The sequence below is a fragment of the Aquisalinus flavus genome, from assembly GCF_014640095.1.
Lineage (GTDB): Bacteria > Pseudomonadota > Alphaproteobacteria > Caulobacterales > Parvularculaceae > Aquisalinus > Aquisalinus flavus.
The window spans coordinates 3,117,094-3,135,404 of the sequence record NZ_BMGH01000001.1; the positions used below are offsets into that span (position 1 = coordinate 3,117,094).

Consider the following 18,311-nt stretch of genomic DNA (forward strand, 5'->3'; position numbering starts at 1 on the left):
AGCTCTCGCCATGCACGGCGGCGATCGATGCGGGGCCATATGATAGCTCTCCCGTCCGCGGGCTACCACGGAACACCGCTCCGGCGGACGATGCGAAGCTTGCGCACACCCTCGAGCGCCGCCGGAAACCTGATGACACGGCTGCCGCTCCAGGTCAGAGCTTTCACCGCCTCCTCCACCCGGTCCTCACCGGGTTTGGGAAGAGTTATACGGGAGGTTGGGCGCGCGGGGATAAGATCTGTTTTCCGAGAAAATTCAACCGCTTGTCATCCCGGCCGAGCGCAGCGAGAGCCGGGACCCAGCTCTGATATTCAGGGGCTTACGGAGGGATAGGGCGATGATACAACCCATTATGGCAGCGTTCCGCAAGCCATCAACGCATCAGAGATGGGCCCCGGATCGCCTGTCGGCGTCCGGGGTGACAGGGGGGGGGAAGACTTGAAGAAATTGCCAGCTTCCGCTCGCGCAGAAGCAAAGTGAACTAGTCAGCCGAGGCCGCAATGGCGGATTCCGCCATTGCGGCACGGTGGCCAATTGTTTTACCGGGAGCGATCTGTCAAGGCCGCGCCGGAGGCGCGCCGTGAAGCGGTTGCAGCCTTGACAGATCGATCCCGGTGAAACAGCCATCGCTTGAAAGAAGATGTAGGGTGCGCCGTACGGCGCAACGCAACATTGCTGTACTCACTGAGCAGGACGGGTCAAGTATAGGAGCGATTACATCAAACTCCCAAAAAATATCAGGCTCCACAGTCCAATGACGACCAGGACTGCAACCCTGTAACGTGGCGAGAAGGCAACCTTTATGCTTCTCAGATCCTCCAGACCGTCGGGCAATTTTCCGTACCTGAACCAGTGGAAGCCATAGTCGCAGAGCAGAATGGCAGCAAAGGCTAGAAGCGCGAAAAACGGAGATAGTCGCAGCAAATCAAGCATGACCAAATGCTGCTGATACGGATCCAGCAATTGCGGCACTATCGGCTCATAGTCGGGCTGAAAAGTTTGCAGCGCTAATACCATAGTGCATTTAATGTCGTATCGGCGAAGGCGGAATGCAAGAGAGAGAGAAGTCGTATTTTACATCCGGTTTTATCAATGACGTGGGCCATGACCGAGCCGGCGAAGCCGGGCATTCGGTAAATCATCGGGTTCCCACCCCCAATGATTTGCCTCATCCTTGACAAGGCCGGGCCGCTGAATCAGCCATCGCTCGAAAGAAAGTGGAGAGCGCACCAAGCGCAGCGCGGTGCACCGTCCGTTAGTTGGAGCATCCTATCTTGGGTAGCGCCGTTTCGGATGTAAAAATAAAAGTTTATTGTTACTCAATCTTTGGTAGGGTTTGCGTTGGCGGTTCAATTAGGCGAGGGATGAGCTTTGTTCACAGAAGCGTCGTTTATAGAATTTCTCGAGAGCAACACGGTCGAAGTGCTCTGCAAAAACCACGTTTTTGAAGGTGAGCCGTGGTTATTTGGTGAATATTCTACTCATAAACCAGAATGCTCTTTCAGTGAATTTCGAGAGATTGTAGCTGATGGAATTCAAGCTGAGCCTGGAGATGTTTACGTGACGGGAAGCTCCGTATTTGGGCGAAGCACTAATCCTCAAACTGATCGCTTCAATAAACCATTCAGGGACGAGTCTGACATTGACGTAGTAATAATTTCCTCGGCCATGTTTGCGTCGACTTGGCGACAGCTTTTGAAAGCATATTATGGCGGATACCCAGAAATATTGAAGTTTCACGGAAAATTTGTATTCAGAGGATTTGTTAATGAGCCGGATAGAGATTTTAAGTCTTCAGTACTGAATGATCTTATAAAACGAACCAACGACATGAAGAGAAGATTGCAAATACAAGCAGGAATTAAACAGGATATTAAATATAGAATCTACAGAAGCCTTGAAGATGCCAGAAAATACCAAGCCTATGCATTCGAGAAATGTCGAAGGAAATTATGAAATGAATTTCAACGCTTTGATTCAAACAGAGAGGCCGCCTATTTCAAGTTTGGTGTCTGGTTTACGGACAGGTGGTTTGTTTGTAGACGATACCTTCCAGCGAAAATTGGTGTGGACCGAGAGACAAAAAATTCGGTTGATCGAAACTATACTAATGGGTTTTCCGATGCCGGAAATTTACCTGTGGCAACAGACAGCAGATGCTGAAAGCGGAGAGCAGAAAAGAAGTATCGTGGATGGGCAACAACGTCTAACGACTATGAGACAATTCGTTTCCAATGAATGGTCATTAAAAAAAGCAAGCCTTGACGCCAGTAATCGCAATTCGGAATTTGCGGGAGTATACTGGAAAGATCTTGATGATGGATATAAAAAAATATTTTGGGATTATGTTGTCAATGTACGAGTAATACCAAATCAAATAGAACTGGACGGTATCATTGATATTTTTAAACGTCTCAATGAAACGGATAAATCTCTCAATCCACAAGAAATAAGAAATGCCGAATTCAACGGAAAGCTAATAACGGCTGCCGAAGAAATCACGGAGCATCGCTTTTGGAGTGACTTCGAAGTGTTTTCAGCAAGTCAAATTCGGCGTATGCTTGATATCGAGTTTGCAAGTAGTTTGCTCGTGTTTTTGAGGCGCGGATCTGTTCAGGAGAACAATAAGTTACTGAATGAAATGTATGATCTTTATAACGATAAGTATGTGGAGAGAGCGACGGATATAAGAAAAGTCTTTTCCTTTCTGGATTGGCTGGCAGACTTGCTAGAAAGGCGCCCTGAATTGGAAAGTATTTTCAGCAAACCAGTTCATATATTTACCCTGTTTTCCGTTTGTGAAATTTTGGATGCGCGCCGTAGTTTTCCACAAGAGGGAGTTGAGGAGAAGTTGGTTAGCTTTGTTCGTGAATATGAGAAATCAAATTCCACTGATCCTAATATTGTCGAATACAGAGAGGGGGCGCGGGCTAGGACGCGAAGCAAGTCAAGCCGTGAAGCGCGTTCGACCGGTCTCTTGAAATGGCTGAGCAAGTAATAAAGAGGCCTGTTGCTTTAGGGCGGGTGGAGCGCAGCGATACCCGCCATTCCGGCCTCTTCGCGAACATCGATTGGCGGGTATCGCCTTCGGCTCCACCCGCCCTACGGGTCGTCGAAAATCGGGGACCAGTCGCTTGAGGTTACAGACAGGGATTTGCCGTAAGTTTCTTTCCATCTGTGCCAGGTCGAGTGGGGCCATTGGTCAGGGTGCGTGACAAAGCCGTGCTTGACCGGGTTCATGTGGATATACGCGACATGGTTTTCAAAGTCGGTTTCGTCGCGGATGAGATGTTCCCAATAGACGGGGGGCATTTTGCGTAGGGCGGGTGGAGCGCAGCGATACCCGCCATTCCGGCTTCTTCGCGAACACCGATTGGCGGGTATCGCCTTCGGCTCCACCCGCCCTACGGGTCGTCGAAATTCGGGGACCAGTCGCTTGAGGTTGCGGACAAAGATTTGCCGCAGGTTGCTTTCCATTTGTGCCAGGTCGAATGGGGCCAATGGTCCGGGTGGGTGACCAGCCCGTGCTTGACCGGGTTCAGGTGGATATAGGCGACATGATTGTCGAAATCGGCGTCGTCGCGCTTCGGGTGCCTCTAAGGGAACAGGTTCATGCGAGTATTTTTGATAATGTCTGCACTTTTTGTTGCAGTCGCCGCTGGTGTCATACTCTTGAGGCAGGACAGTCTTTACCTGCGTGAGATATGGAGCATCGTTGGTCTGGTTATACTTTTTACTGCCGCTTGGTCGTTCATCGGGCGAAAGAAGTAATAGCAATAGCGCAATGCACTGTAGCGCTCTGCCGTGTGCGCCCATGCGGCGCGGAGAGGATCGATGTGATCGGTGAGCAGCGTTTGCCGCCGGTCATGCAGGGCCAGTGTGAAAAAGTAGGTCCCGCCGGGGACATGGAGGCGGCGGTAGTCCGGCATGGTACGGAGTATGCGCGCGGGGGTTGCGATAGGCAAGAAAAAGCCCGGGGGGTGATGCCCGGGCTTTTGTTTTCGTGGCGGGATCGAGTGGCGGGTATCGCATTCGCTCCACCCGCCCTACGCCTTAATACCGGTACGCGTCGCTTTTGAACGGGCCTTTTTTCTCGACGCCGATATAGGCGGCCTGTTCGTCTGACAGCTCGGTCAGTTTGGCGCCGATCTTGTCGAGATGGAGCTTGGCGACCTTCTCGTCGAGATGCTTGGGCAGGACATAGACCTTGTTGTCGTATTTGCCGTCCGCATTGTTGCTGAACAGCTCGATCTGGGCCAGGGTCTGGTTGGTGAAGCTCGCCGACATGACGAAGCTGGGGTGGCCGGTGGCGTTGCCGAGGTTCAGGAGGCGGCCCTGGGACAGCAGCAGCATGCGCTTGCCGTCCGGATATTCGATCATGTCGACCTGGTCCTTGATATTGGTCCATTTGTAGTTCTTCAGACCCTCGACCTGGATCTCGTTGTCGAAGTGACCGATATTGCCGACGATCGCCATGTCTTTCAGCGAGCGCATGTGATCGACGGTCAGCACATCCTTGTTGCCGGTCGCGGTGATGACGATATCGGCGCGCGGGGCGCCTTCTTCCATGGTCACGACCTCGAACCCGTCCATCGCCGCCTGCAGGGCGCAGATCGGGTCGACCTCGGTGACCATGACGCGGGCGCCGGCACCGCGCAGGGACTCAGCCGAGCCCTTGCCGACATCGCCATAGCCGGCGACGAGGGCGGCCTTGCCGGCCATCATCACATCGGTGCCGCGGCGGATGCCGTCGACGAGGGACTCGCGGCAGCCATATTTGTTGTCGAATTTCGACTTGGTGACGCTGTCATTGACGTTGATCGCCGGGAAAGGCAGCTGGCCTTTCTTCTCGCGCTGATAGAGGCGCAGCACGCCGGTGGTGGTCTCTTCCGTCACGCCCTTGATATTGGCCTTGACGCGGGAATAGAAGCCCGGGTCGCGGGCGAGGCGTTCCTTGATGACGCGGAACAGTTCGCCTTCTTCCTCATTGCCGGGCTTGTCGAGCAGGGACGGGTTGGTCTCGGCATCCGAGCCGAGCAGGATCAGCATGGTGGCATCGCCGCCATCGTCGAGGATCATGTTGGCGAGCGAGCCGTCCGGCCATTCCCAGATCTTGTCGCAATAGTCCCAATATTCGGCCAGGGTCTCGCCCTTCTTGGCGAAGACCGGCGTGCCATTGGCGGCGATGGCGGCGGCGGCATGGTCCTGGGTCGAATAGATGTTGCAGGAGACCCAGCGGACCTCGGCGCCGAGGGCTTCCAGCGTCTGGATCAGCACGGCGGTCTGGATCGTCATGTGCAGGGAGCCGGCGATTTTCGCGCCCTTCAGCGGCTGCGACGGGCCGAATTCCTCGCGCGTGGCCATCAGGCCCGGCATTTCGGTCTCGGCGATGGCGATTTCCTTGTTGCCATAGTCGGCGAGGTTGATGTCCTTGACGATGTAGTCTTCGCTCATGGGAGCCCCTTTCAGGTGTTGCTCGAAATCTGGATTGGTGGCGCGTGTATAGCAGCGCGGCCCGGCTACGCCAAGACGATATAAAGATTTCTTTATGTCCGGCCAGTGAAGCGGGCCACTCGCGCGGGAGAGCGGCTATTTCAGCTCGCGCAGGATGGCGGTCAGGCCCTCGCGATAGCTGGGATAGCGGAAGGTGTAATCGAGGGTCTGCTTGACGCAGGCATTCGCCACGCGCTTGTTCTCGGCATAGAAGCTGCGCGCCATGGGCGAGAGCTGCGCGGTGTCGAGGTCGATCAGCGGCGGCGGGTCGAGGCCGAGGAGATAGGCGGCATATTCGATCACCTCGTGCGGCGGGGAGGGCAAATCGTCGGCGAGGTTGAGGGCGTGGGTTTCGGGCCATTTCTGCGTCGGGCAGGTCAGGAGCGCGGCGATGATGCCGGCAATGTCGGCCTGGTGGATGCGCGAGAAGACCTGGCCCTTCTTGTAGATGCGCTGGCCGCCAAGGGCGTTGGCATCGCCGGTGCCGTCGCGCTGGGCAATGAGGGTCTCGATGGCGTTGCGGCCGGGGCCGTATATGCCGGCAAGGCGCAGGTTTACTTCGGCGCAATCATTGGCGGCGGCGAAATCCTCCCAGCCATGCTCGGCCCTGAGGCGGCGGCGGCCGCGCTCTGATGTGGGCAGGACCGGGCTTTCCTCGGTGACCCAGCGGCCTTCATGGTCGCCATAGACGCCGGTCGAGGAGCAATAGAGGATCGAGCGGACATGGGAGAGGGCGGCGGGGCTGGCGCCGGTCAGCGCCTGCAGCCCGGCAAGGGCCGGGTCGCCGGCCTCGCCAGGGGAGACCGAGACGAGAATGTCGGTGACGGGCGGGCCCTCGGCGGGGACAAGCGCCTCGGCGGGGAGGCGGTTGGGCGCATCCCACAGAACGGCGCGGATGCCGCTCTCGTCGATCTGCCGCGCCTTGTTCGCGTCCCGGGTGGTGCCGGAGACATGCCAGCCATGGGCGAGCATCTCGCGGGCGGCGGCAGTGGCGGAATAGCCAAGGCCGAGGCAGAGAAGGTGGCCGTTACTCACTTGTCTGTACGCTCACTTTTATACGCTCACTATTGCGCGTCGTCCTTGCGGATATGCTCGAGAAAGCCACGGGCGGCGTCCTCGATCAGGTCGAGCACATGCTCGAACCCGCCATCGCCTCCATAATACGGATCGGGTACTTCCCGTTCCGGACCTGTCCCGAAATCAAGGAGCAGGCGGATGTCGCAGTCGCGATTGGGCGGCGCCATGGACAGGAGGTTGGCGTGGTTCGACAGGTCCATCGCCATGAGATAGTCGAACTCGTAGAAATCGGCGAGGTCGACCTTGCGCGCGCGCTGGGCGGAGAGGTCGTAACCGCGGCGCTTCGCGGCGGCCATCATGCGCTGGTCCGGGCTGTGGCCCTCATGCCAGCCGCCGGTGCCGGCACTGTCGATATAGACCTCGACATCTTCCTTCGCGGCAAGGGCGCGGAACACGCCCTCGGCCGCGGGCGAGCGGCAGATATTGCCGAGACAGACGAACAGAACGCGTTTCATGGGCGGGCCTCAGGATCTTGATGCTGCCCGTCCGTGCTACAACGCCCTGCCGCAGAGTGCAAAGCCATAGCGACGCGATATGGCCGACAGGATTATTGCGCGGCCAGTTCTGCCAGGCACTTGTCGAGGCTCGCCATCTCGCTTTCGGCGCTGGGCAGGGCGATGGTTATGTCGATGCCCTGGCCGGTGAGGGAAAAGCTGCCGGCGGTGAGGAAATGGTTGATGATCCGCTTGTTGGCGTCCCACTCGTTGACCGTCAGGACCGCGATATCCGAGGAGGCATCGGTGCCGAGGGATATCTTCATCGACGCGCCGGAGGGCAGCGTGCCGGTATAGTCGCTGACCCCATTGCGGTTGAAGAATTCGGGCGCTTTGACGCCGAACCGGGCGCGGTTCTTTTCGAAGGAGAAGACGACGAGCGGTGGTGTTTCGCCCGAGCTCATATAGCACACCGCGCTTGGCTGGCCGGGCTGTGCCGGGAGCGGCGTTGGGCGGGCATACCATTCCTGCGCTGCGGCGGGCAGGGTGGCCGTGACCATTGCTGCCGTGGCGGCTGCGAGCAAAACGGGAAGGCGCATCAGGGATCTCCACTCGAACATGCTGGGTGAAGATTATTTCCCGGAATTTTACTGCTCAATCCCCTGTTCCGGGGGGCTGCAAGCCTGACAACAGCCGGCGCTGATGCTTTGATGGCGGCTCGTCCCCTGCTACAACGGCGCCATGCAGAGTGCAAAAAATATCGTGATCCTGACCGGGGCGGGGGTGAGTGCCGATAGCGGCGTTGCGACGTTTCGCGATGCGGGCGGCATCTGGGCGCAATATTCCATCGAGGAGGTGGCGACGCCCGATGCGTTCTCGCGCGACCCTGAGAAAGTGCATGGCTTCTACAATATGCGCCGGGCCGGGCTGGCGGGCGTCGAGCCGAACGCGGCCCATTTCGCGCTGGCACGGCTGGAGCGTGAGCTGGCGGCGCGCGGCGGCAGGCTGACGCTGGTCAGCCAGAATGTCGATGATTTGCACCGGCGGGCGGGATCGGAGAACATCCTCGCCATGCATGGGGCGCTGGCCGAGGCGCTGTGCCAGTTTTGCCGCCATGTCGTGCCGTGGACGGAGGATCTGTCGGCCGAGACACAGTGCCCTGACTGCGGGTCGGCCAGGGGCATGCGGCCCAATGTCGTCTGGTTCGGCGAGGTGCCGCATCATCTGGACGCGATCGCCATGGCGCTGGCAGAAGCCGACATGTTCGTCGCCATCGGCACGTCGGGCGCGGTCTATCCCGCCGCCGGGCTGGTCGCCGAGGCCCGCTCGCTCCATATCCCCTGTGTCGAGCTGAATCTGGAACCGTCCGACAATGCCCGGCTGTTCACCGACCGGCGCTATGGCAAGGCGAGCGAGGTCGTGCCGGAGTGGGTGGAGGATGTGCTGAAAGGATAGCCTCCTCGTCCTTCGAGGCCTTGCTGCGCAAGGCACCTCAGGATGAGGAGGAGTTTCAGGAAGCCCTCATCCTGAGGCGGCTGCAAAGCAGCCCACGAAGGATGGGACAGATCGAAAAGTAAAATGTTTTTACACGGAGGATATCATGGTCGAGAAGCTGAGTGAGAAGGAACGGGCGAAGTTCATCAACGAGTTTTCGCAATGGTCGATGGTCGAGGGCCGCGATGCGGTCAAGAAGTCGTTCAAGTTCGCCGATTTCAACGAGGCGTTCGGGTTCATGACCCGGGTCGCGCTGATGGCCGACAAGATGGATCACCACCCGGAATGGTTCAACGTCTACAACAAGGTCGAGATCACCCTGTCGACCCATGATGCGGGCGAGGATGGCGGCCTGTCGCAGCGCGACGTTGCGCTCGCCGCCTTCATCGAAAAGGCCGCTGCCCTGTTCAAGCCGGAATAGGGGCGCTGCGCGGGGATCTGAACAGCAGCGCGCAGGACTCGTCCTGACAACAGCAAAACGGGCAACCCGGAAGCTGCCCGTTCTTTCAGTCTATCGCGAGCCTCAAGTCTTGAGGCTCGACCATCAAGCCTTCGCCATCAGGCATCCGCCAGCGCGGCACCGCCGCGGGTGATGACCGCGCCCATGCCGAACAGCAACGCGACGATCCACACCAGCATGCCGAGGAAAGGGACGATCCCGATGACAAGCAGGATGATGCCGGCTAGCGCCGTCCAGACGATGCGGGTGACGATATAGGGCTCGCCATCCTTGCCGAACCGGCCGCGCAGCCACATGCCGGCATGATAGAGCACGGCGGCATAGGCAAAGGGCACGAGCGCAAAGATCAGCGCCAGCATGACGAAGCCGGCCGAGATGCCGATGATGCTGATCATGAAGGCCAGACCCATCAGCGGCATCACGACCAGAACGAGGACGCCGATGCCGAGGCTCGACAGCGGCTTGTCGGCGATCATGGTGCTGGAGCGTGCCATCAGGCCCGGGAACAGCGCGGCGATGATGAGGATCAACAGGCCGAGCCCGGCGAGGAACATGATTGCGCCGAGGAGCGCGGCGATCATCGCTTCCGGGCTGAAGGGCGACGGCCGCTCCTCATATTCCTGCTCGATCATCTCACCCGTGACGCTCGCGCCCGGAGACAGGATGAATTCGTCGGCGGCATAGGTCAGGTTGCCGCTGATGACGACCCCCTCGCCGATGGTGACGGTGCCGCCGGTCAGATAGGCATCGCCGGCCACATTGGCGTCGAGCGCGACATTGCCGCCCGAGGCGCGGAGTTCGCCGCCGATGGGCGCGCCGATCTCGACATTGCCGCCGGACAGCATGGCCGAGCCGCCAATGGTCATCTGCTCGCCGATCTCGATATTGCCGGCAAAGATGATGACGTCATCGGTGACCGTGCCGGAGGTAAGTTCGACATTGCCGCCGCTCAGGATCACGTCTGACGCCTCGATGCCGGTCAGAGAGATTTCGCCGCCGGCCGCGACCATGTGGTCGGCGCGGGCGCCATCGAAGCGGATCGTGCCGCCTGCCGCGATGATGTCGTCCGGCGACGAGGCGGTGATCGTGACTTCGCCGCCGGCGGCAAAGCCCATATCGGTCAGTTCGCCGGACAGCGTGGGCGCGTCGCCCGCGCTCGCCTCGATCTGGGCGTTCAGCGTCGCTGTTCCCGCGACGAGAAGGATGAGAACGGCAAGCAGAATGGTTGCCGGCCGCCATGAAAATGCAGTCTGGGTCATGCCCGTCTCCCGTGCGGACGGGGAGGCGCATGCGTCCCCGGCCGTTATCGCCCTCTACCCCGTAAAGATACGCCTTTTGCCCCCCGTAACAAGAGGTCCCGGAGGGGTGGTGCTTGACGGCCAGGCCTCCCATGCCTCATTCCCGCCCGATCAGCGCCCAAACGCGGCCTTTTCAGCATGTTGCAACTGCGTCTAGATTGGGAAAACAAGACAACAAGGGGATTTGCCCATGGCACGCATCACGCTTGTCGACGACGACCAGAACATCCTGACCTCCGTGGCGATCGCGCTGGAGTCCGAGGGCCATGCGGTCGCGACCTATGAAGACGGCGCCCAGGCGCTGGAGGCAATCAACGCCAGCGCGCCGGACCTCGTCATCTCGGACATCAAGATGCCGCGCATGGACGGCATGGAATTGCTGCGCCGCCTGCGCCAGTCCTCCGACCTGCCGCTGATCTTCCTGACCTCCAAGGACGAGGAGATCGACGAAGTGCTGGGTCTGACCCTTGGCGCCGACGATTACGTGAAGAAGCCGTTCTCGCAGCGGCTTTTGCTCGAACGGGTCAAGGCGGTGTTGCGCCGGGCCGATACGACGACGCCGGTCAGCGAGGAAGATGCCAAGCAGGTGATCAAGCGCGGTGACCTGTCGCTCGACCCGCTGCGGCACTCGTGCAAATGGCGCGGCGAGCATGTGACGCTGACGGTGACGGAATTCCTGATCCTGCAATCGCTCGCCCAGCGCCCGGGCTTCGTCAAGAGCCGCGATGCGCTGATGGACGCGGCCTATGACGACCAGGTCTATGTCGACGACCGGACCATCGACAGCCATATCAAGCGCATCCGCAAGAAATTCCGCGTCGTCGACAAGGAATTCGACCAGATCGAAACGCTTTATGGTGTTGGCTACAAATACAAAGAAAATTGAGTGATGCGCCCGGCCCCACGGGCTGGGCGATCCGCACACGGAAAGGCATTTGATGGCGAGGCGCCCGGCACAGGAGACTGACGCCACGCAATCTTCCGCCCGGCGCCCGTCGCCGGGGGCAGCGATCCGTCATCGTCTGCCCGGCGGGCTGACCTTTTCCCGCCTGACCCTGACCATCGTCATCGCGAATCTGATCGGGCTGGTCATCCTGATGCTCGGTTCGCTCGGCATGACGCAATATCGCGACGGGCTCGTCGCGGCCAAGCTGGAGGGCGTGCGCGCCCAGGCACAGGTCATTGCCGATATCATGGCGCAGGTCGCCGCGGACGATACCGCCTGCGACGAAAGTGAAGTCGCCCAGACCAATCTGACGCCAGGCTGCGCGGTGACGTTGCGCGAGGATGCAGTCAATCTCGTCTTCTCGCGGGTGTGGGACAGTTTCGAGGGGCGGGTGCGCGTGTTCAATGCTCCGCGGGATTTTGATGCGCTGATGGGCGGCGATCCGCGCGAGCTGCTGCTGGAAGATGTCGTTCTGCGCAAGGACGAATTCGAGATTTCGACCCTGCCGGATATCGAAGAGGCAGAGGGTGTCGGCCTGCTGAGCGCCTGGACCGGATTCCGGGACTGGCTGGTCGAGGTATGGCCAGCCTCGCGGTTCGAGAAAGATGCCGCCAAGCGGTCGCTGCAACAGGAACTGAACGAGGCGTTCCTGTCCGCGCCATCCGGCGAGCGCGGCGTGACCTCGGTGCGCTACAATGAGGAGGGCGAGCTTGTCGCCTCTGTCTCGGTGCCGATCCGCAAGGTGCAGGCGGTCTATGGCGTCGTCACCGCGGAGATCGGCGGTATCCAGGATCTCGTCGACGATGCGCGCGGCGCGATCCTGCCATTCTTCATCTATGCGCTCGTTGCCGCTTTCCTGTCGTCGCTGCTGCTGACCGCCGCCATCGCCCAGCCGATCCGCCAGCTCGCCATCGCCGCCGACAGGGTGCGCGAGGGCATCGCCGTGGCCGGCCGGGTGCGGGTGCCGGATTTCTCCAGCCGCCATGACGAGATCGGCGAGCTGTCGTCATCTCTGCGTGCCATGACCAATGCGATCTATGCCCGGATCGAGGCGATCGAGAGTTTCGCCGCCGATGTCAGCCATGAGCTGAAAAACCCGCTGACCTCCATCCGCTCTGCCGTGGAAACGCTGAGGATCGCCAAGACGCCAGAGTCGCAGGAAAAGCTGATGAAGGTGATCACCCAGGACGTGCAGCGCATGGACCGTCTGATCACGGATATTTCCAACGCCTCCCGCCTCGATGCCGAACTGGCGCGGGAGACCCGCGAGGTCGTCGATCTCGGCGCCTTGCTGAAGGATATCGTCGATATGTATGCCGCCACCCGCAAGGAAGGCCGGGCGCCGGTCTCGCTCGCCGGGCCGGAGGTCGATGCACAGGGCATATTGCTCGGTTCGCCCTCGGCACTCGGGCAAGTGTTCCGTAACCTGATCGACAATGCGATTTCCTTTTCGCCGGCGGACGGCGTGGTGCGGGTGCGCTGGTGGCTCGATGGCGAGGCGCGGGACAACCGCGTCATCATCACCGTCAGCGATGACGGGCCGGGGATTCCCGAAGAGAGCCTGGAGAACATCTTCAAGCGCTTCTATACCAAACGCCCGGAGGGCACGGCCTTTGGCAATAATTCCGGCCTTGGCCTCGCCATCTCCCGCCAGATCGTCGAATCCCATGGCGGGCATATCGCTGCGACGAACCGGACGGATGGCGCGAGTGGTGCCATCTTCACGGTGACACTGCCGGTGCGGAGTCAATAAGTGGGAAGCGGCGAGACAGGCCCGATCCGCGGTACGCTCAACCATGCGACCGTCGTTGCCCTGGCCATCGACCAGGACGGGCCGCTCGCCGGGCTGATGATCGAGGGGGCATCCGGCAGCGGAAAATCCGACCTCGCCCTGCGCCTGATCGAGGCCTGCCCGTGGCGGCGTACCGTGCTGGTCGCCGATGACAGCACCTTGATGTCGCTCGAGCGGGGGCAGCTCATCGCCGCGCCACCGGCGACGATCAGGGGCGAGATGGAGATCCGCGGCATCGGCATTGTGCCGGTGCCGTTCCGCGACAGGGTACGGCTCCGCGCCATCGTAAGATTATCGAGCGATATCAGTCGGTTGCCTGATCCGGTAGAGGTCTCGCCAGCCGGCGCAGGCGGTCTTGCCCTGCCGGTCCTGACCATCGACCCGTTTCAATTGTCTGCCCCGGCGAAACTGCGTTATGGTGTGCGCCTAATCGTGGCTGGACATTTGCCTGCGGGGCGGCAGGATAAGCCACTGAACTGAACCTCAAGGGGCGTAAGGCTTATGATTGGACTGGTCGTTGTCACCCACGGACAGCTGGCGGAGGAATTTCTCAAGGCGGTCGAGCATGTCGTCGGGCCGCAGCCGAAGATGCAGGCTGTCTGTATCGGCGCCGATGATGACATGGAGCAAAGGCGCGAGGATATCTTGTCCGCCGCCCAGAGCGTCGATGGCGACACGGGAACCATCATCCTGACCGACATGTTCGGCGGCACGCCGTCCAATCTCGCGATCTCCGTGATGGAACAGGCCCATGCCGAGGTCATCGCCGGGGTCAACCTGCCGATGCTGATCAAGCTGGCGCCGGAGAACTATCGCAAGGAAACCGACCTGAAGACGGCGGTGGCGGCGGCCCATGATGCGGGCCGCAAATATATCAACGTCGCGTCCTGGGTCCTGTCCGGCGAGGGCGGGGCCTGACACCCCGGTCTGCGTCCGTGCGGCGCTTCAGGCAGAAAGAGTTTCGATGAGTGATACCCGGGAGAACGGCGGTGTGGTGAGCCAGAAGGTGACCATCATCAACCGCCGTGGCCTGCATGCGCGCGCCTCTGCCAAGTTCTGCGCCGTCGCCGGCTCGTTCGAGGCCGAGATCAGGGTGATCCGCGACGGCTTCACGGTCGGGGCCTGCTCGATCATGGGGCTGCTGACGCTCGGCGCCGGGGAAAACTCCGTCATCGAACTGACCGCGACCGGGCCGCAGGCGATGGAAGCCATCGACACGCTGGTCAAGCTGGTCGAGGACCGCTTCGGCGAGGGCGAGTGATCTTGTCGCGACGGGTCTTCGCGGGCGATTTCGTTAAAGACAAAGCCAGGCTCGTTCTGCTTACGCCATCGTAAGTATTCAGGCGGCGAAATTACCCGCACAGTCGTGGCGGGATTTTCAAGGGTAGCGTACGCACATGTTCATCGACCTTCCGCCACAGCCGGTCCTGTACGCCCAGTCTGACGTACAGGTCGAGGCAGACAATCAACCTGTCGACCAGATCGTCATCACCGCCAAGCGGCGCACGGCGCCGAAAGTGGAGGACTTTGAGTCGGTTGTCTCGCTCGGGCAGCAGGAAATCGACCTGTTCGCGTTCGATACGGTCGCGGAAGCCGTCGAGGAGGCATTGTCTCTTGCCAATGCGACGGGCCAGCGCATCACCCTCGTCAACGGCAAGCCGGGCATGAACCCGCGGGTCTTCAACAAGTTCCCGGCGGAGGCGATCGAGAAGATCGATGTGCTGCCGCCGGAGGCTGCCGGCCCGCTCGGCTATCCGGCCAATGCCACGGTGATCAATATCGTGCTGAAGGAGAAGTATCACGCGCTGACGATCAATGCCGGCGTGACCGTGCCGTCCAATGGTCTGAACACGGAGGGCGAGGGCGATTTCAGCGATGCGCGCACGCGCGGCTCGCGGTTGCTGCTGATCGATGGCGAGGTCAACGCGACGACCGGCTTCACCGAGGCCGAAGCGCTCGATTGCGGCAGCGCGGATGCCAGCCCCGATTGCGCCGATGATGCCGCCTTCCGCTCGGCCCTTGCGGAGACCACGAATTACGAGCTTGGTGTCGCCGTGTCGGATTTCGTCGGGCAATATGCGGTCAGCGGTTTTGTCCGCGCCACCCAGGAGGAAACGACGGACCGGCTGGGCCTGACCGTGCCGGAGAGCGGCGACGGCCTGCCGATCGTGCGCGATGCCGACAGCAATTCTCTCTCCGCCGGCCTGAACGTGGTTCGCGAGTTCAACGAGATCAGGCTGACCGGGGAAAGCGAGATCAGCCGGTCGGAAGACAGCGGCGTGACTAAGGACGATATCGCTCCGCAAGCGGAATATGAGCGCGAGACGACGACCCTGTCATCGTCGCTGGAGCTCGCCATGCCGGTGTTCAACATCCCGGCAGGCCAGGTGCGTGCGACCGGCAAGGTCAGCTACGCGAACCGCGAAACGGAAACGGCGTCCGGCGGTGGCGACAATTCCTCCATATCCAACGAGACCACCGGCGCCGATGCCGGTCTCTATATCCCGCTGACAAAGCAGGACGAGGACAGGGGGGCGTGGGGCAGTTCCGGCCTCAACCTGCGCGCCTTCGGAACGCAGGAAAGCAATTCCGATGGGTCGTCAGGGGCAGAAGCCACGCTGCGCCTGCGGCCATCGGACAAATACTCGATCTCGATCAAGGCGAGTAGCGAGGACAGCGCACCGGATTTCAAGCTGCTCGACGACGCGACGCGGGAGTCGCCAAACTCCCGGTTCTACGATTATGAGACCGGAGAGACCGTGCTGGTGACGACGATCATCGGCGGCAATGCGGCGCTGGTGCCGGAGAAGAAGGACACGGTGGAAGTCGAGCTGGTGTTCACGCCGAAACAGGACAGGTCGCTCTTTGCGCGCATCCGCTACAATAGCGAGCGTAGTGAAAACCTGGTGCAGGAAACCCTGCCGATCGGTCCGTTTACGGAAGATGCCTTCCCCGACCGTTTCGTCCGCGATGACATGAACCAGCTGATCAGCGTCGACCGGTCGCCCGTGAATATCGCCGAGGGGCGGACCGATAGTTTGCAGACATTCGCGATGGTTCGGAAGGTCATTCGGGACGAGGAGGCCGGACCAGGCGGGCCCGGCGGGCGCGGTGGCGGTCGTGGCGACTGGAACGCCCTGCCGGATTCCGGCAAGCTGTTGCGGGCGTTTGTCTATCATACCTGGACCATGACAAACGAGTTGAAGCTGAATGACGGCCAATCCTTCCTGCCGGCGGTGCTGGTAGAGGGCGGCGCCGCCGATCCCGAGCATCGCGCCGGGCTCAATCTGAGGGCGGCCAATTCCACGCTGGCGGGGAATATGGGCCTGTACTGGCAGAGCAGCCGGGACGGCACGCAAGGCGGCGCCGTCAACGGCCTGCGCTATGCCAGCTTCACCTCGCTGAACGCCGGGCTGGATATCGATCTTGAAAAGCCGTTGGGCGATACCTTCAAGTCGACCCGGCTGACGCTGGAGGCGAACAATCTTCTCGACGAGCGCGGCGCGGTGACGGACGCAAATGGCGATGTGCCGCCCGGTTTCGATCCGAAACTGCGCAGCCCCATTGCGCGGACATTCACGGTCAAGCTGCGCCGCCAGTTCTAGACCATCCAGCTTTCCGTGGATGCGCCGACAGGGTCCAGATTGCGTGTTTGTCGCGGTTGCTTGCGGTGACCCGGTTCCCGCTGCGCCGCGAACTGCTTCAGGGGTAAAACAGCCCCTGCCCGAACCCTTTGCGGTGCCGCCCGTTTTGGCGCACCATAGGCAAAACCGGAGGAGGGCGTCATGGCGAGAGAGAAACAAGACCGCTATTCAGTCATATCCATTATCCTGCACTGGACCATTGCCGTGCTGCTGATCGCCAATGTCTATGTCGGCGGCTGGCTGGAGGAAGCGCCGCAGGCAGAAAAACTGGCGCGGCTGGAATGGCACAAGTCGATCGGGCTGACCGTCTTGTTTCTCAGCCTGTTCCGCCTCGGCTGGCGCATCGCCCATCCCTGGCCGGCCCTGCCCGAGACCATGAAAAGCTGGGAGAAGATCCTCGCGCGTTTTACCCATTATGGATTTTATGTGGTGATGATCGGTGTGCCACTGCTCGGCTGGCTCGCCGTGTCGTTTCGCGGGACGCCCGAACTGCCGCTTTGGGGATTTATCCCGGCCCCGAACCTGCCGGTGGGGGAATCGCGTGAACTTGGCGGGATGTTCGCCGACTGGCACCACACTTCCGTCAAGGCGATCTATCTGCTGCTCGCGCTGCATGTCACGGGGGCGCTGAAGCATTATTTCGTCGACAGGGATATCGTGCCGGCACGGATGATACCCGGCCTGCCGCGAATAAAATAACTATTGACACCGAAAAATAGAATCTTCTTTGAGATCTCCTGGAGACAACACTTTTCTGTATCCAGTAACATAATCATGACCAAAAAACGGATCGATTGAGCAAACTCTGTCATTTAAACAATTGGTTTGAAATTTACCCCAATCATCAGCGTCAAATCGAGCAAGCCGTAATTCCAGCGGATAAGAAGAAAAGTCAGATATTGAAAATTGCCTTGGAATTTGTGTGTCGCCGAAGTTTATGAGTGGGTTCATAAGCTGTGGCCAAATAGTGTCAGAGTTATTCATTTCAACAGCCACTACGGTATATATATCGCTAGAATTTCTTAAGGATAAATCTGACCAGTCTATATTCAGGCTGAAAGTGCTAATTGCAGAGCCCGCAGACTTTTCCTTTAAGCACAACCACCCACTCTGCTGTGAAGCAAAGGCTGTCGAGTTTACAGTAAAGATGCAAATTAAAAAACTCAGAATTCTCATTTTCTTTTCTCCCATAAGAAGCATACTTGTTGAACTCTATATTGTGAAGGCTTTGAAACTGCGACTACTCTGGCAGTTCCAGAATTTGTATTTAACGTTTGTGTACACCTATGTTCGCCTGCAACGGGGTTGATACATACGCTCGCGTTATAAAGTTCTATGAAATTCCCTGCCTTCAGACTAGTATGAACTCGAGTTGTCAGGTTTGCAATTTTTCCGCCTTGAGGCAGGCTTGTCTGCCCATCAAACTCAACCCACGCATCGGCGAAACTATTTAAACAGTTAGGCTCTCTATGTGGTATGCATTGACCCAAAGATACGATTATCGTGACCAGAGCAGCAACGGTTGCTAGTGCTCGCTGAAGCAGTATGTTTTTTAAGAGCCCGATCATGATTGAAATAGGGGCTGACCTAGGAGATTAACGTCTCTAAGGTTGGCTGATGCAGCTAAAGCATTCAAAACTCACGCATTTCCAGACCGACAGGCTGCTTGAGCA

Annotated in this window: 18 protein-coding genes; 11 read left to right on the forward strand and 7 right to left on the reverse strand. The window is 59.5% G+C overall.

The annotated features are described in order from the left end of the window. Positions 1–714: 714 nt before the first annotated feature. Complete coding sequence (locus tag IEV88_RS14365; protein ID WP_188157783.1) at positions 715–1,017, reverse strand: hypothetical protein; 303 nt, start codon at positions 1,015–1,017, stop codon at positions 715–717. A gap of 354 nt (positions 1,018–1,371) precedes the next feature. On the opposite strand from IEV88_RS14365, the gene IEV88_RS14370 reads away from it, so the two are divergent. Further along, the gene (locus tag IEV88_RS14370; RefSeq protein ID WP_188157782.1) at positions 1,372–1,956 is read left to right on the forward strand and encodes a hypothetical protein; all 585 of its coding nucleotides are present in this window, start codon (positions 1,372–1,374) and stop codon (positions 1,954–1,956) included. After that, entirely contained in the window at positions 1,904–2,998 is a 1,095-nt protein-coding gene (locus tag IEV88_RS14375; RefSeq protein ID WP_188157781.1) for a DUF262 domain-containing protein, read from the forward strand. Before IEV88_RS14370 ends, IEV88_RS14375 begins: the two co-directional genes overlap by 53 nt. Positions 2,999–4,053: 1,055 nt before the next feature. Here the strand turns inward: IEV88_RS14375 and ahcY are convergent. From ahcY to IEV88_RS14395, 4 genes are all read right to left on the reverse strand, one after another. Further along, positions 4,054–5,454: an adenosylhomocysteinase gene (gene ahcY / locus IEV88_RS14380; protein WP_188157780.1), complete on the reverse strand. Its 1,401-nt coding sequence runs from the start codon at positions 5,452–5,454 to the stop codon at positions 4,054–4,056. Positions 5,455–5,589: 135 nt separating this feature from the next. Then, entirely contained in the window at positions 5,590–6,528 is a 939-nt protein-coding gene (locus IEV88_RS14385) for an SDR family oxidoreductase (protein WP_206711143.1), read from the reverse strand. A gap of 29 nt (positions 6,529–6,557) precedes the next feature. After that, complete coding sequence (locus tag IEV88_RS14390) at positions 6,558–7,025, reverse strand: low molecular weight protein-tyrosine-phosphatase (RefSeq protein ID WP_188157779.1); 468 nt, start codon at positions 7,023–7,025, stop codon at positions 6,558–6,560. A gap of 92 nt (positions 7,026–7,117) precedes the next feature. After that, positions 7,118–7,603 (reverse strand): hypothetical protein, encoded by a 486-nt coding sequence (locus IEV88_RS14395; RefSeq protein WP_188157778.1) that lies wholly within the window; start codon positions 7,601–7,603, stop codon positions 7,118–7,120. Positions 7,604–7,745: 142 nt separating this feature from the next. Here IEV88_RS14395 and IEV88_RS14400 point away from each other — a divergent pair, with 142 nt between their 5' ends. Both IEV88_RS14400 and IEV88_RS14405 read left to right on the forward strand, forming a co-directional pair. Beyond that, entirely contained in the window at positions 7,746–8,459 is a 714-nt protein-coding gene (locus IEV88_RS14400; protein WP_188157777.1) for an NAD-dependent deacylase, read from the forward strand. Positions 8,460–8,604: 145 nt separating this feature from the next. Continuing rightward, positions 8,605–8,919: a 4a-hydroxytetrahydrobiopterin dehydratase gene (locus tag IEV88_RS14405; protein WP_188157776.1), complete on the forward strand. Its 315-nt coding sequence runs from the start codon at positions 8,605–8,607 to the stop codon at positions 8,917–8,919. 137 nt (positions 8,920–9,056) lie between these two features. Here IEV88_RS14405 and IEV88_RS14410 read toward each other — a convergent pair whose 3' ends face one another. Continuing rightward, positions 9,057–10,217 carry a DUF8173 domain-containing protein gene (locus IEV88_RS14410; protein WP_188157775.1) on the reverse strand — a complete coding sequence of 387 codons (1,161 nt, stop codon included), beginning with the start codon at positions 10,215–10,217 and terminating at the stop codon, positions 9,057–9,059. Between the two features lie 229 nt (positions 10,218–10,446). On the opposite strand from IEV88_RS14410, the gene IEV88_RS14415 reads away from it, so the two are divergent. The 7 genes from IEV88_RS14415 (at position 10,447) to IEV88_RS14445 (ending at position 17,337) form a co-directional block, all read left to right on the forward strand. Beyond that, positions 10,447–11,142 (forward strand): response regulator transcription factor, encoded by a 696-nt coding sequence (locus IEV88_RS14415; RefSeq protein ID WP_188157774.1) that lies wholly within the window; start codon positions 10,447–10,449, stop codon positions 11,140–11,142. Positions 11,143–11,194: 52 nt separating this feature from the next. Then, complete coding sequence (locus tag IEV88_RS14420) at positions 11,195–12,955, forward strand: sensor histidine kinase (protein ID WP_188157773.1); 1,761 nt, start codon at positions 11,195–11,197, stop codon at positions 12,953–12,955. Beyond that, the gene (locus tag IEV88_RS14425; RefSeq protein WP_206711142.1) at positions 12,956–13,474 is read left to right on the forward strand and encodes an HPr kinase/phosphorylase; all 519 of its coding nucleotides are present in this window, start codon (positions 12,956–12,958) and stop codon (positions 13,472–13,474) included. It begins immediately after the preceding gene. Positions 13,475–13,495: 21 nt separating this feature from the next. Beyond that, a complete protein-coding gene (locus IEV88_RS14430) occupies positions 13,496–13,912 on the forward strand; it encodes a PTS sugar transporter subunit IIA (protein WP_188157772.1) in 417 nt (138 codons plus the stop codon). A 46-nt stretch (positions 13,913–13,958) separates the two neighbouring features. Then, complete coding sequence (locus IEV88_RS14435; protein WP_188157771.1) at positions 13,959–14,255, forward strand: HPr family phosphocarrier protein; 297 nt, start codon at positions 13,959–13,961, stop codon at positions 14,253–14,255. Between the two features lie 136 nt (positions 14,256–14,391). After that, complete coding sequence (locus IEV88_RS14440; protein ID WP_188157770.1) at positions 14,392–16,599, forward strand: TonB-dependent receptor; 2,208 nt, start codon at positions 14,392–14,394, stop codon at positions 16,597–16,599. Between the two features lie 180 nt (positions 16,600–16,779). After that, a complete protein-coding gene (locus IEV88_RS14445) occupies positions 16,780–17,337 on the forward strand; it encodes a cytochrome b (protein ID WP_188157769.1) in 558 nt (185 codons plus the stop codon). On the opposite strand, the gene IEV88_RS14450 is transcribed toward IEV88_RS14445, so the two are convergent. Further along, complete coding sequence (locus IEV88_RS14450; protein ID WP_188157768.1) at positions 17,338–17,814, reverse strand: hypothetical protein; 477 nt, start codon at positions 17,812–17,814, stop codon at positions 17,338–17,340. It lies immediately after the preceding gene. Positions 17,815–18,311 lie beyond the last annotated feature (497 nt).